The following is a 13,082-nucleotide window of genomic DNA, read 5'->3' on the forward strand; positions in this document are numbered from 1 at the left end:
ACGGGTTGACCTGCATCAGTGTCGCCTCGATCGTCGATGCATAAGCTGGTCTACGGATCCCGGACGGATGCGCGGAGTGGAACATGGACGTGTCTCGACGCATGCTCGCCGTTTTCTACTCGCGCAGCGAAACGACGGTGGCGGTTGCGCGCCGGCTTGCCGCCGAGCTTGGCGCGGATTGCGAGCGGCTATGGGAAGCCAACGACCGGCAGCGGGCGGGGGCCGTCGGCTTCGTGCGTTCGCTCGCGGACGAGATCCGCGATCGTGCCGGGTACGTTCGGCCGACGGCCTGTTCGCCGTCCGCATACGATGCGGTCGTGGTGGGCACGCCGGTCTGGGCGGGCCGCGCATCGACGCCAGTTTCGGCCTGGTTGGCGTGGCACGGGTCCGAACTTCGCGAGACCGCATTCTTCTGCACGATGGGCGCGCGCAACGACCCGACGACATTTGGGCAGTTGCAGGCGCTTGCGCGGCAAGCGCCGATCGCGACTTGCGCGATTTCCGGGCGCGATATCGGTCGCGGCCTGGCGTGACGTTGACCGGCCAGGTGGGATCGCTGAGTGAGCGGCGGCTTTCCTTCGATGCTGCGTGGTCGGCGCCGGGCGTGCGTGACGTAGTCGGTCAACTTACCGTTGCATGATGATCCGGGCGGCGGCGGACCTCGATCGAGCGTCCGCCTCGCCCCGGCCGGGAGAACGAACGTGAATGCCGCGATGCTTTGTACCCGCGATGTCGCCATGTGTTCGGCACGGGCAACCGTCGTCGAGGCGGCGGAAATGATGCGCGACGCGCACGCCGGCGATCTGATCGTCGTGCGCGAACAGGAAGGGCGATGCGTGCCGGTCGGTATGGTGACCGATCGCGACATCGTACTGACGGTAGTCAGCCCCGATGCGGAAGCCGGCTCGCTGTTCGTCGGTGACATCATGTCGGCGCCTGTGGCAACCGCGAACACCGACGACGACATCTGGCTGCTTGCGAAGCGGATGCGTCAGCACGGCGTTCGACGATTGCCGGTCGTAGGCGGCGACGGTGAACTGATCGGCATTGTCTCGCTCGACGATCTGCTGCGCGCGGCCGCGGCGCTGCTCGACGAGTTACGGCTCGTGGCGGCCCGCCAGCCGTATTTCGAAGAGAAGCAGCGTGGCTGATTCGGTCGGTTTCCGCTTCCGTCGCGCCGCGCATGATGCTGCGGCGGTCTCGATGCCGGTGCGATGTGCCCCTCGGGCGCGCGCGATCCCATGACACGCGGCCGGCATACCGGCCCGCGCACCTGGATGCGCCGGTGGCTCGGCGCAATCGGTTTCTGCCTGCTGCTGTCGAGCGCGACGACGTGGCTCGGCGCGATCCATGACCATCCTGTGAGCCCCGGTGTCGTGGCCGGCATGACCGCGCCGGAATGCGGGCGCGTGGGTGCTCGGCCGGCCGGATCGATGTTGACGACGCCGATTCCCGAACAGGACGTCTGCCTGTCGCTGTTCGTTTATCGCGCATCGTATCCCGATGCCGCAAGCGACGTCGCGTCATACCGCACGTGGATCCTGCAGCAGCGGGTCGGTGAATTCTGGCAATTGTTCGGCTATGTGCTTCTGTTTTGGGCGGCGATCCTGGGCCTCGTCGCCGGCCCGATATGGATCTTCATGCGGCGGGCCGGATATCGCCATCGCGGCTCGCGGCGCGGCCGATGATGGAAGCGGCATGCATTCGCACGGCAAAAGGAGAGGAACGATCATGACGATTTCCGGTGAACTGAACGAGGCGGACTGGACCGTGGCGATCGAAACGGTTGGCGTCGCGACCGGCGGCTACCGCTGCCGTGTCCATGTGACGGTTCGCTCGCCCGATTGCAGGTGCGAGCATGTCTTTCCACACCATCGGGTATTCGCGACCGAACGCGAGGCAGCGCTGGAGGGGCTGCGCAGCGGAATGACATGGGTGGAAATGAAGAAATCGGACACGTTCACGTACTGACGGGCGGCGCCGCATGCGAACCGGCGAGCACGGTGGCACGAAACCTGCGCGTGTGGTACGACCTGGAGCCTCCAAATGCCGTGTCGCGCCATCTCGCCGGGCGGCAGGCATGCGTTGATCCCGGTCAAAGCTGCGCGGGACGGCCTCAATACGATGGATCGCATCTCTGCAAAGAAATGACGACCATGAACAGGCTCAGTCGCGCATGCCGTGTGCTCGTGCTGTGCGTGGCGGCCTGCTGCGTGCCGACGCAGCAGGCACATGCGCAGCACGCACGCCATGTCCCCCGCCAGGATGTCCACGGCAGGGACTTCCACGGGCGGGACTTTCGCCACTTCGCGCCGACGGAGCGGGCGCGGTGGCGGGGCGGTCGATGGGTCCAGGACTGGCACGGCGGGCGTTACGCGTGGTGGTGGATCGTCGACGGCTACTGGTACATTTATCCTGAACCGATGTATCCGTATCCGACCTACATTCCGCCGGCGATCGTCGTTCAGCGGCCGCCGCCGACCCCGGCCCGGTTGCCGCCGGCACGCGCGTGGTACTACTGCAACGACCCGCGCGGATACTATCCATATGTCGCGTCATGCAATGGCGTGTGGACCGCGGTTCCGTCGAGTCCGGACCCGGCGTCGCAATGACGGAAGCGACGCTCGTTCGCTGCGACGCGCCCGCGTACCGGCTGCTCGATTGCGTGCGAGCGACGCGGGAGGGCACATGATGAACGGATCCTGGCCGGACGCTGACGTCGACGACGTGATGCTGACGGATTGGTATGAACTGACGATGATGCAGGCCTCGTTCGATGCTGGAATGAACGACATGGCCAGCTTCGAGTTCTTCGTCAGGGCGTTGCCCGAGCATCGGGCATTCCTGATGGCGGCGGGGCTGGCGCCCGTCCTCGACTATCTGTCGGGCCTGCGCTTTACGGCCGCCACCCTCGAGCGACTGGCCGCGACCGGACGTTTGCGAGCGGATTTCCTTGCGTCGCTCGCCGGCTTCCGCTTTACGGGCGCGGTCGACGCGATGCCGGAAGGTACCGTGTTCTTCGCCGACGAACCGATCCTGCGGATCACGGCGCCGCTTCGCGAGGCGCAGTTCGTCGAGAGCCGCGTGATGAACCTGCTCCATTACGCAACGCTGGTTGCGAGCAAGGCCGCACGCGCTGCGCTCGTCGCGCATGGCAGGTTGCTGGTCGACTTCGGCATGCGGCGCGCGCATGGCGCGGAGGCGGCGATGCTGTCCGCGCGGGCCAGCTACCTAGCGGGTTTCGCCGGCACGGCGACCCTGCTCGCGGGGGTGCGCTACGACATTCCCGTGTACGGCACGATGGCGCATTCATACGTCCAGGCGCACGACGACGAAGCGCTCGCGTTCGAGCACTTTGCGAGATCGCAGCCGGATAACGCGTTACTGCTGATCGATACGTACGATACGGAGCGCGCGGCGCACAAGGTCGTTGAACTCGCGCGGCGCCTTGCGTCCGATAACGTGCGCATCAAGGGCGTCCGGATCGACAGCGGCGATCTGGCGGCGCACGCGCGCAACGTGCGCGCGATACTCGATGATGGCGGTCTGACGGAAGTGACGATCTTCGCGAGCGGTAATCTCGATGAAATCCGGCTGCGAGAGCTTGTCCATCAGCATGCGCCAATCGACGGTTTCGGAATCGGTACACAGATGAGTACGTCGGCGGATGCACCGTGCCTCGACTGCGCGTACAAGCTCGTCGAGTATGCGGGCCGGCCGCGCTGCAAGCGGTCCGAGGGCAAGGCCACGCTACCCGGCGGCAAGCAGGTGTTCCGGCAATACGACCGGGACGGCCGAATCGCCGCCGACAGCCTCGGGCTCGACGGCGAGCGCAACGACGGAACGCCGCTGTTGCGGCCCGTCATGATCGGCGGATCGCGGCTCGCGGCCCCCACGCTCGGCGAGAGCCGCATTCATGCAACGCGCGAACTGTCCACGCTGCCCGATTCGATGCAGGCGCTGGCGCCCGTCATGCCGATGCAGGCGGCAATTTCTCCGGCGCTGGCGGCACTCGTCGCGCAGGAGAATGCCAGGCTGGACGCGCACGCGAGGCAGCAAGCGGCATGAACGATGCACGTATCCCGGTCGGCCGCGCAATCACGCTGAGCGACAAGATGGTCGCATTGCGAGCGCCTTCGGCCTGGCCAGACAGCACGCGATCGGTCGAGGCGGTGGAGACGGATTGTGCGCCGAGCGTGCGGCAATCCTCGGCCGTGCGGGCCGATGTCGTCCCGGTACCGATCAGGTCGTCGACGATGACGGCGCAACGGCCGGCGATCTCGCCGACGATCGGCTTGGTCGTCACGATGCCGCCGCTGCGCAGCTTGCCGGCGAATGCCGCGTCGACCGGGCGCCCGATGCGCGTTTCCAGCCTCGCACGGAAATCCTCGGCCCGCCGCACTCCGCCTGCGTCGGGCGATACGACCACGACCGGCCGTTCGCCGGCTTGCGAGGCGAACCATTCGACCAGCATGCCGTTCGCCTCGAGATGCTCCGTCGGGCAGCGAAACGCGTTCTGGAACGCCGCGATGTTGTGAATATCATATCGATCGCGACGACACGATCGACACCCACCGCTTCGAGCAACGTGGCGACATAGCGCGTGGATACCGGATCGCGTGGCTGAGAGCGGCGGTCCTTGCGCGAATAGCACAGGTAGGGTGTAACCGCACAGACGCGTGCGGCCGACGCGTCCTTCAACGCACCGATGAACAGCAGCAACCGGCACAGCTTGTCGTTGACGGAAATGCCTGGCTCTCCGTGCAGCGACTGAACGACGTAGACGTCGTGTCCGCGCACGCTGGCAAGCGCGCGCGTTTTGTGTTCACCGTCCTCGAACGGACGTTCCTCGTGCGCGGCGAGCGTGACGCCGAGACGGGCTGCGATTCGTTCGCCGACCGCGCGACACGAGGCGAAGGCAAACAGGCTGAAAGGGAGTCGTTCCGTGGCATGGCTACCTCGATTCATGCAGTCATCGATCGTCGCGCATCATGACGCGCTTTGACGTGTTCAACGGTGATGCGGACGGCATCTGTTCGCTTCATCAGCTCCGGCTCGAGATGCCGGCCGAGTCGGTGCTCGTGACGGGGCCCAAGCGCGACATCGCGCTGCTCGCGCGCGTGTCGGCCGCCAGAGGCGACTTCGTCACCGTGCTGGACGTTTCGCTCGACGTGAACCGCACGGCGCTCGATGCGTTGCTGGCGCGCGGGGTCGATGTCGACTATTTCGATCACCACATGCCCGGCGCCGTGCCCGACCATCCGCGCCTTCACGCGCATGTCGACACGGCGCCGGACACCTGTACGAGTGTCATCGTCGACCGGTACCTGGCGGGCCGGCAGCGAATCTGGGCGGTGGTCGGCGCCTACGGGGACAATCTGGTCGGCGTGGCCGGCAGGCTCGCCGCCGCTTGCGGCCTGACCGACGCCGATGCCTACCGTCTGCAGGTGCTCGGCGAATCCGTCAATTACAACGGTTACGGCGATTGCCCGGACGACCTCTTCATGGCACCGCTGGCCGTATACACGGCGGTGCGGCCATATGCGGACCCACTCGAGTTCGCGAAGTCGCCGCTTGCGCGGCGGCTCGACGCCAACCGGCGACGCGATATCGCGCGTGCGGAGCGACAGCGCGCGAACATCGCGCTGCCGGGAGCGGACGTCTATATCCTCCCCGACACGCGCTGGGCGCGTCGCGTGCGCGGCGTTTTCGCCAATCGGCTCGCGCGTGGCGACGCGACACGCGCTCACGCGGTGCTGACGGTGTCGGCCTCGGGTGGGTACATCGTCAGCGTTCGCGCGCCCGTCGCCGCACCGTACGGCGCCGATCGTCTTTGTCGCGCATTTCCGGGGGGCGGCGGCCGTGAAGGGGCGGCCGGCATCAACGGGCTCGCGCCGGAGCGCCTCGACGCGTTCGTCGCGGCGCTCGCGAACGCGTACCCCGCCGCGTGAACCGACGCAGGCACGCTCGTCGGTGCGGGACGGCATGGCCGGAACGAGTGTCATCGGGATGCTCCTGAACGGTGGCCGTTGCGCGCAAAGACTCGCTGCAATCGTGGCGCCGCGCAATGCGGGGCGGTTGATGCATGTCAAGCGTGCCGGCCGCTCCGCCCGGGAAGATGAACCGCCATCACCGGTGGGGAGAGAGGTCGTGGAGCACCATGCGGAGGTATTGCGGGGCGGGCGCTGGACGCTGCCCGTGCCGGGCTGGCGGGATCTCGCCGCGATGCTGATCGTGGTCGGTTTCCTGTTACTGGCCGGCATCTCGGCGCGCCAGATGGGCGGCCCGCTGGCGGTGGCGCATCCGCCGGCCATTTCGCTGTCGCCAGCGGCGCTGCCCGGCTACACGCTGCGCACCGTCGCGCGCATGTTCGCGGCATTGCTCGCGTCGATCGTGTTCACGTTCGTCTACGCGACCACGGCGGCGCGCAGCCGTCGCGCCGAGCGCGTGCTGATCCCGCTGCTTGACGTATTGCAGTCGGTGCCGATCCTCGGCTATCTGTCGTTTACGGTGCTGTTTTTCCTGTCGCTGTTTCCGGGGCGGATCCTCGGCGCCGAGTGCGCGGCGATCTTCGCGATCTTCACCAGCCAGGCGTGGAACATGACGTTCAGCTTCTATCAGGCGCTGCGCACGGTGCCGCTCGATCTCGACGAAGCCAGTCGCAGCTTCCGGCTGTCCGCATGGCAGCGCTTCTGGCGCCTCGACGTGCCGTTCGCGATGCCGGGACTCGTCTGGAACGCGATGATGTCGATGTCGGGCGGCTGGTTTTTCGTGGTCGCATCCGAGGCGATCGCGGTCGGCAACCTGCACGTCGACCTGCCGGGCGTCGGCGCCTACGTCGCGCAGGCGATCGCGAACCGCGACCTCGCTGCCGTGGGCTGGGCGATCGTCGCGATGAGCGTCGCGATCGTCCTGTACGACCAGTTGCTGTTCGGGCCGCTGGTCGCGTGGTCGGAACGGTTCCGCTATGGCGATGCCGCGCCCACGGTCGCGTCGCGCAGCTGGATGCTCGACCTGTTCCACCGATCCAGATGGATGGGCCGTGCGAGCGGCCCGGTCCGGGCGCTGCTGCGCCGTGCGGCGCGCGCGCGGCTGCGCGGGTTCATGTCGGCATGGCGCGACCGGATCGTGCTGCCGCCACGCACGGGCGACGTGCTCTGGTTCGCGCTGTGCGGCGCGGGATGCGCGTATGCGGCGTACGAACTGTTCCGGCTCGGCCGCGCGACGCTCACCTGGACGGACCTGCGCGTCGTCGCAAGCGAAGGAGGGCTCACGTTCGTCCGCGTGACGGTGCTGGTCACCCTCGCATCGATGATCTGGGTGCCGATCGGCATCGCGATCGGCCTCCGGCCGGGCGTGGCCGCCCGCATCCAGCCGGTCACGCAGTTCCTCGCCGCGTTTCCGGCCAACCTGCTGTTTCCGGTCGCGGTGTTCGCGATCGTGCGCCTGCGGCTCGAACCCGACATCTGGTTGTGCCCGCTGATGATATTGGGCGCGCAATGGTATGTGCTGTTCAACGTGATCGCCGGGGCGAGCGCATTCCCGGCCGACCTGCGCGAAGCGGCCGCATGCTTCCGCGTGCGGCCGGCGACCTGGTGGCGACACGTCATGCTGCCGGGCGTCCTGCCGTATTTCGTGACGGGCGCGATTACCGCGTCGGGCGGCGCATGGAACGCGAGCATCGTCGCCGAGACCGTGAGCTGGGGCAGCACACGCCTGGATGCCGGCGGACTCGGCGCCTATATCGCGCGGATGACGGACGCCGGCGACTATCCGCGCATCGCGCTCGGCGTCGCCGTGATGTCGCTGCTCGTGATCGCGACCAACCGGCTCGTGTGGCGCCCGATGTACGCGTTCGCGGAACGCCGCACACGGCTCGATTGAGCCCTCGATCGATCATTTACTCACGGGAGACCCGCGTGCCCAACCTTAGCGAATGCACGGAAGGGAACGTCGCGAGCGCGGCTGCGCCGACTTCGGCGGAGGCGGCCGTCGTGCTCGAGATGCGCGCCGTATGCCAGTCGTTCACGAAGCCGTCCGGCGAACCGCTGCACGTGCTGGCCGATATCGACCTCGCGTTGCATGAAGGCGAGATCCTGGGGTTGCTGGGCCGCTCGGGCTCGGGCAAATCCACGCTGCTGAGAATCGCCGGCGGGCTCGTCAAGCCCTCGTCCGGCGCGGTGACCTATCGCGGTGCACCGCTCGCCGGTCCGACCGACGGCATCGCGGTGGTATTCCAGACCTTCGCGCTGTACCCGTGGCTGACCGTCATCGAAAACGTCGAGCTTGGCCTCGACGCGCAGGGCCTGGCGTCAGAGGACGCACGCGCACGCGCGGCCGCCGCGATCGAGCTGATCGGTCTCGACGGGTTCGAATCGGCGTTTCCCCGCGAGCTGTCGGGCGGCATGCGTCAGCGGGTCGGATTCGCCCGCGCGCTCGTCAGCGAACCCGTGCTGATGTTGATGGACGAGCCGTTCTCGGCGCTCGACGTGCTGACCGCAGAAACGCTGCGCACCGATTTTCTCGACCTGTGGAACGCGCACCAGCTGTCGATCCGGTCGGTGCTGATGGTGACGCATAACATCGAGGAAGCCGTGCTCATGTGCGATCGCATTCTGGTGCTCGGCGCTGGTCCGGCGCGCATCGAGGCGACGCTGAACGTGCCGCTGCCGCGTCCGCGCAGTCGGCATGATCCGGCCGTTCAGGCGATCGTCGGCAAGATCTATGCGACGCTGACCGCACGCATCACCGACGCGACGGCGGGCCGGGCGGCGACGGGCAGTGCGCTGGCCATGAAGCTGCCCGACGTGTCGAGCCACCATCTCGCCGGATTCGTCGACGCGCTCGCGGCCGCTCCGTACGACGGCCATGCGGAGCTCGGCACGATTGCATCGGCGCTCGCGCTGCGGACCGACGCGCTGTATTCGACGGCGGCCGCGCTTCATCTGCTCGCGTTTGCCGAATGGCACGACCGGACCATCCGGCTGAGTGCCGCGGGCCATGTGTTCGCGCAAAGCGACGACGATGCGCGGCGGCGTCTGTTCAGCGAACATCTCGTCCGGTTCGTGCCGCTCGCCGCGCATATCGACGAGGTGCTGGGCGAGCGCGAAGGGCATCGCGCGCCGCGCGAGCGTTTCGAGCTCGAACTCGAGGATCATCTCGATCCGCGCAGCGCGGACCAGGCACTGCGGGTCGTGACCGACTGGGGCCGCTACGCGGGACTGTTCGACTACGACGACCATACCCGGACGTTCGGCCGTTGACCGTTCGGGCCGCACGTCGGCTACGTGCTTGATCGGCATCAAGCGTCGCGCGGCGGCGCGTGCGACGCTGGAAGAACCGTCGACGCGACCGCGTCGATCCGGCAGACAAGCTCCGCAACTCGACATCAATGACCGTTCACGGGAGGACTGACCATGAACTGGCTTTCCGAATACTTCGCCCAGCGCACGAGCCCGCTGTCGCTTTCGCTCTGGGCTCATCCGCCGCTCGCGCTCGGGCCCGACGGCCCGATCTGTCGCGAGCCTTACCGCCTGCCGTATCCGGGTGTTGAACTCGTTTTCACGCCGGCGGAGGCGGTCGAACGCGGCGGGAGGACCTACACGCTGCCGGCGCGTTACGACTCCCGCGGGCTGCTTGCCGCGCGCAGCACGGCGCACGACGAGGCCGCGTCGTTCTTCCGCGAGGTGACGATTTTTGCGCCATCGCAGTTCAATCGCGACTTCGTCGTGACGGTCAATGGCGAATTTTCTTTCGTGCCGACGTTCTGGCAGGACGGGTCGCCCGGTTTTTCGGGCGTCTGCGTGCCTGCGGGGAGCGGTCGCACGACAGGCGAGAGAGCCGGCCCGCCGTGGCTGTTCCAGGGATATCTCAGCATCTAGTTCGCGCCATCGGCGGGATCGACGGGAACACGCGTCACGCGCGCTCGTCCGCGCGTTTTCGCCAGAAGGCGAGGCATACGAGCGCGCCGAGCATGCCGCCGAGATGGGCGAAATGCGCGACGCCGCTCGTGTCGCCGCTGAGCCCGGACAGCAATTCGGTCAACGCATAACCGGTCGCGAAGAGCCATGCGGGCATCGGTACCGGCGGAAACAGCAGCACGACGCGCCGTTTCGGAAACAGCACGGCGTAGGCGATCAGCGCGCCGAACACACCGGCCGACGCACCGACGGTCGGCGCGTCGCTGGGCGGCAGCGCGCGGATCACAGCGAGCTGCGTGATCGCGCCGGCCAGCACACTCGCAAGATAGAGCGCGAGAAAGCGCGCACGCCCGAGCACGCGTTCAACGTCGCGACCGAACATGTAGAGCCCGAACATGTTGAACGCGATGTGGGCGAGACTGGCATGCAGCACGCTGTAGGTCAGCAGCTGCCAGACGTGGAAATCCGGTGTTGCCGGTGCGCCTGGTCGTGCGGGCGGCCACAGCGCGAACTGGTCGATGAGCATCGGCCAGCCGCTCGCCTCGGCGATAAACACAGCGACATTCACCAAAATCAACGCGTACGTCATGGCGAAGGAATCCGAGGGAGAGGTGACGTTGCCGGCCAGCGGTGCAGACGGATCCGAATTTCACGACATACCGTCACGTTAGCGATGCCGCGTGCATGACCGTTGCGGCAGATCATGGACGTCGCCACTTGCCGCTTTCCGGCCGAACCAGACTACCCCGTACGCGTCAACCGTCGACGGCGAGCAGCAGGTTGACGTGCGTCAAGGCCGCCTGGGGCGCCGCGCTTACCCTGAATTCGGGAAACATGCGTCGCCGCGGGGCGGTGCGCATGCGTATCCTCCACGCAAAGGACAACGGGAGCGTCATCATGCACATCGGAAGAATCAGTACCCAACCGGTCGAATCGTGCACGGCCGAATGCAGTGCGTTTGAACTGGCCGACCGCATGCGGCACGCGCATGTCGGCGACATCGTCGTGATCGAGTACCGCAATGGCGAAGCCATTCCGATTGGTCTGGTTACCGACCGCGACCTGGTGATCGAGGTGATGGCCCGAGGCGACGATCCGGGCGACGTGACGGCCGGCCAGATCATGTCGCGCGGCCTCGTCGTCGTGTCAGACACGGACGAGATCGGCGTCGCGCTCGAGGAGATGCGCCGCTCGGGCATTCAGAGACTGCCGGTCGTCGACGACGCAGGCCGCCTCGCCGGCATCGTGACGCTCGACGATATCGTCGAGCACCTCGCAGGGCTGCTCGGCGGTGTCGCGGAAGTCGGCAAGCTGCAGCAGATCGAGGAGCAGCGTTTCCGCGCGTGACGGTGCAGGCTGGCGCCCGGCACGGCCGGGCCGCTTGCCCGAGGCATTCGCAACACGCGCTTACGTGCGCAGCGCGGCGATCAACGGCGCCCAGAACGCGCGGCTTTCGTACGCCGCGGCATCGCAATCGGTGTCGAAACGAATCGCGATTGCGGCTTCGGCTTCGGTCAGCGGGTCGGCATGCTCGATCTGCCGGGCTAGCACAGCGGTGTCCGCATCGGAGGCATCGCGTCCACCTGCAGCCCGGCCCGCGACGCGCGCGGCGAGCGTCGCCCGACTCGCGGTGAAGTCGAGCATCGCGACGCGCACGCCGAGCCGTGCGGCTAGGGCGATGAACGCCGCCCGGTTGTGCTGGCGCAGGAACGTCGCGTCGACGACCGCCGTGTAGCCGCTGTCGAGGACCACGTGAGCCGCCGAAAGCAGCCTTTCGTAGATCTCGTCGATCGCCGTGTCCGAATAGGCGCGGGGGGACAGACGGGTGTTGTCCGAAGTACCAGCCAGGCGCTTGCGCTCGACGTCGCTGGACAACCGGATGGCGCCGAGTTGCGCGGCCAGTGCGCGGCTGGCCAGCGATTTGCCCGAACCGGAAACCCCGTGACACAGCAGCAACACCGGCTGCGCATCGCGTCGTGCATCGGCCATCGCCGACGCAATGCGCAGATAGCCGGCGCGCGCCGCTTCGTCGCCGCGCAGTCGGGCGGTCAGCGCGCGTACCACCGCACGGTAGACGAAGTAGCACGGCAGCACGCCCAGTGCCGCATGGTCGCCCGTGCGTGCCAGCCAGCCTGAAAGGAGGCGGTGGGCGCAATCGTCGCGTCCGTGGGCGGAGAAATCCATCAGCGCGAACGCGAGATCGCTCGCCACGTCGATCCAGCGCAGCGCGTCGTCGAATTCGATGCAGTCGAACATCAGGATCCGGTTCCGCCAGCGCACGATGTTCTCGAGATGCAGGTCGCCGTGACACGCGCGCACGAAACCGAGCGCATGCCGATCAGCGAGCAGCGGTGCAATGCAGGCCAGTTCGGCTTCGTACCAGGCGCGCAGCGCGGCTTCGTCCGGCACCGCGACGTCGAGCGTATCGAGCAACGGTCGGCACTGGGCCGCGACGCTCGCCGCGCTGCCGGGATGGCCGCGCGGCGCACGGCGCGGCGCGCGCAGATGATGGCGGGCGAGCGTATCGGCGAGGGCATCCGCATCCGCCAGACCGTCATCACGCGATGCGCTGCGAACCGACAACATCGCCTGCGCGTCGAACCGGCGCATGCGCACCACGTACTCGCCCGGCACCGTCTGCTGCCGGCGCCGGCGCCCGCCGGTCGGCACCGGTGCCGCGAACGCGCATCGCCGGCCGTGCGCGACGAGCGGCCAGACACCCAGGTACAGCGGGCCGGCGAACGGCCGATTGAGCGCACACTCCGCGAGCGCGCAGCGGCGCCGCCGTGCAGGCCGCATGAGGTCGACGAAGGCGAAGTGCACCGGCTTGATGCGCTTGTACGCATAGCGTCCGGCCAGATAAACGACGGACAGGTGGGTTTCGATCCGCTCGATCCGGCCTGCGGGGTGGGGATAGGTGGCGGGTCGGCGCATTGCGCGATCGAATTGCGTCGACTTTCGTCGAGCATTTCCGCGACTCAGCGCGAACGGGAGATGCGGCGCTCGGGACATGATGAACGGATGGGGTCATTCGGGGCGCGCGGACGTGTTGCCGCACGCGGCGGGTTGGATTCGAAACGAGCAAGCACGTTCTCGTCTGCCCGATGTCGCAGGATCCGGCTGGCAGGCCAGGAATGACCGGCTCGACGAACCCTATTGCAA

General features: G+C 67.4%; 12 protein-coding genes and 1 pseudogene. 10 read left to right on the top strand and 3 right to left on the bottom strand.

Going from position 1 to position 13,082, the window contains the following annotated elements; translation table 11 throughout:
- The first annotated feature begins 83 nt into the window (after nucleotides 1–83).
- The 5 genes from WS57_RS24440 (at nucleotide 84) to WS57_RS24465 (ending at nucleotide 4,068) form a co-directional block, all read left to right on the top strand.
- Nucleotides 84–533, top strand: a complete 450-nt coding sequence (locus tag WS57_RS24440; protein ID WP_230945461.1) for a flavodoxin family protein — start codon at nucleotides 84–86, stop codon at nucleotides 531–533.
- A 168-nt stretch (nucleotides 534–701) separates the two neighbouring features.
- Entirely contained in the window at nucleotides 702–1,151 is a 450-nt protein-coding gene (locus WS57_RS24445; protein WP_059514523.1) for a CBS domain-containing protein, read from the top strand.
- A gap of 90 nt (nucleotides 1,152–1,241) precedes the next feature.
- A complete protein-coding gene (locus tag WS57_RS24450) occupies nucleotides 1,242–1,688 on the top strand; it encodes a hypothetical protein (RefSeq protein WP_063888039.1) in 447 nt (148 codons plus the stop codon).
- A gap of 43 nt (nucleotides 1,689–1,731) precedes the next feature.
- Nucleotides 1,732–1,971, top strand: a complete 240-nt coding sequence (locus WS57_RS24455) for a hypothetical protein (protein ID WP_012464860.1) — start codon at nucleotides 1,732–1,734, stop codon at nucleotides 1,969–1,971.
- Nucleotides 1,972–2,691: 720 nt separating this feature from the next.
- Entirely contained in the window at nucleotides 2,692–4,068 is a 1,377-nt protein-coding gene (locus WS57_RS24465) for a nicotinate phosphoribosyltransferase (RefSeq protein ID WP_059514579.1), read from the top strand.
- On the opposite strand, the pseudogene WS57_RS38300 reads toward WS57_RS24465, so the two are convergent.
- Nucleotides 3,971–4,968 (bottom strand): annotated as a pseudogene (locus WS57_RS38300) (ribose-phosphate diphosphokinase). The gene WS57_RS24465 and the pseudogene WS57_RS38300 sit on opposite strands and share 98 nt — an antisense overlap.
- Nucleotides 4,969–4,991: 23 nt before the next feature.
- Here WS57_RS38300 and WS57_RS24475 point away from each other — a divergent pair.
- The 4 genes from WS57_RS24475 to WS57_RS24490 all read left to right on the top strand — a co-directional run bounded on the left by WS57_RS24475 (nucleotide 4,992) and on the right by WS57_RS24490 (nucleotide 9,881).
- On the top strand, nucleotides 4,992–5,951 hold the full coding sequence (locus WS57_RS24475) for a hypothetical protein (protein ID WP_009690607.1): 960 nt from the start codon (nucleotides 4,992–4,994) through the stop codon (nucleotides 5,949–5,951).
- 199 nt (nucleotides 5,952–6,150) lie between these two features.
- Nucleotides 6,151–7,884, top strand: coding sequence for an ABC transporter permease (locus WS57_RS24480; RefSeq protein WP_059600802.1), 1,734 nt, complete (start codon nucleotides 6,151–6,153; stop codon nucleotides 7,882–7,884).
- A gap of 119 nt (nucleotides 7,885–8,003) precedes the next feature.
- Nucleotides 8,004–9,263, top strand: a complete 1,260-nt coding sequence (locus WS57_RS24485; protein ID WP_069245475.1) for a nitrate/sulfonate/bicarbonate ABC transporter ATP-binding protein — start codon at nucleotides 8,004–8,006, stop codon at nucleotides 9,261–9,263.
- A gap of 153 nt (nucleotides 9,264–9,416) precedes the next feature.
- Entirely contained in the window at nucleotides 9,417–9,881 is a 465-nt protein-coding gene (locus tag WS57_RS24490; RefSeq protein WP_009690611.1) for a hypothetical protein, read from the top strand.
- A 34-nt stretch (nucleotides 9,882–9,915) separates the two neighbouring features.
- Here the strand turns inward: WS57_RS24490 and WS57_RS24495 are convergent, their stop codons facing one another.
- Nucleotides 9,916–10,509, bottom strand: a complete 594-nt coding sequence (locus WS57_RS24495; protein WP_059514526.1) for a rhomboid family intramembrane serine protease — start codon at nucleotides 10,507–10,509, stop codon at nucleotides 9,916–9,918.
- Nucleotides 10,510–10,817: 308 nt separating this feature from the next.
- On the opposite strand from WS57_RS24495, the gene WS57_RS24500 reads away from it, so the two are divergent.
- Nucleotides 10,818–11,267: a CBS domain-containing protein gene (locus tag WS57_RS24500; protein ID WP_069244939.1), complete on the top strand. Its 450-nt coding sequence runs from the start codon at nucleotides 10,818–10,820 to the stop codon at nucleotides 11,265–11,267.
- 60 nt (nucleotides 11,268–11,327) lie between these two features.
- On the opposite strand, the gene WS57_RS24505 is transcribed toward WS57_RS24500, so the two are convergent.
- Nucleotides 11,328–12,932, bottom strand: coding sequence for an AAA family ATPase (locus WS57_RS24505; RefSeq protein WP_059514528.1), 1,605 nt, complete (start codon nucleotides 12,930–12,932; stop codon nucleotides 11,328–11,330).
- Nucleotides 12,933–13,082: the final 150 nt, after the last annotated feature.

The organism is Burkholderia pseudomultivorans, assembly GCF_001718415.1.
Classification (GTDB): Bacteria; Pseudomonadota; Gammaproteobacteria; order Burkholderiales; family Burkholderiaceae; genus Burkholderia; species Burkholderia pseudomultivorans_A.

Bases quoted from the DNA above. Each gene is read 5' to 3' on its own strand.
- WS57_RS24440 (WP_230945461.1), top strand. From the start codon at position 84: ATGGACGTGTCTCGACGCATGCTCGCCGTTTTCTACTCGCGCAGCGAA.
- WS57_RS24450 (WP_063888039.1), top strand. From the start codon at position 1,242: ATGACACGCGGCCGGCATACCGGCCCGCGCACCTGGATGCGCCGGTGG.
- WS57_RS24455 (WP_012464860.1), top strand. From the start codon at position 1,732: ATGACGATTTCCGGTGAACTGAACGAGGCGGACTGGACCGTGGCGATC.
- WS57_RS24465 (WP_059514579.1), top strand. From the start codon at position 2,692: ATGAACGGATCCTGGCCGGACGCTGACGTCGACGACGTGATGCTGACG.
- WS57_RS24475 (WP_009690607.1), top strand. From the start codon at position 4,992: ATGACGCGCTTTGACGTGTTCAACGGTGATGCGGACGGCATCTGTTCG.
- WS57_RS24485 (WP_069245475.1), top strand. From the start codon at position 8,004: ATGCGCGCCGTATGCCAGTCGTTCACGAAGCCGTCCGGCGAACCGCTG.
- WS57_RS24490 (WP_009690611.1), top strand. From the start codon at position 9,417: ATGAACTGGCTTTCCGAATACTTCGCCCAGCGCACGAGCCCGCTGTCG.
- WS57_RS24495 (WP_059514526.1), bottom strand. From the start codon at position 10,509: ATGACGTACGCGTTGATTTTGGTGAATGTCGCTGTGTTTATCGCCGAG.
- WS57_RS24500 (WP_069244939.1), top strand. From the start codon at position 10,818: ATGCACATCGGAAGAATCAGTACCCAACCGGTCGAATCGTGCACGGCC.
- WS57_RS24505 (WP_059514528.1), bottom strand. From the start codon at position 12,932: ATGTCCCGAGCGCCGCATCTCCCGTTCGCGCTGAGTCGCGGAAATGCT.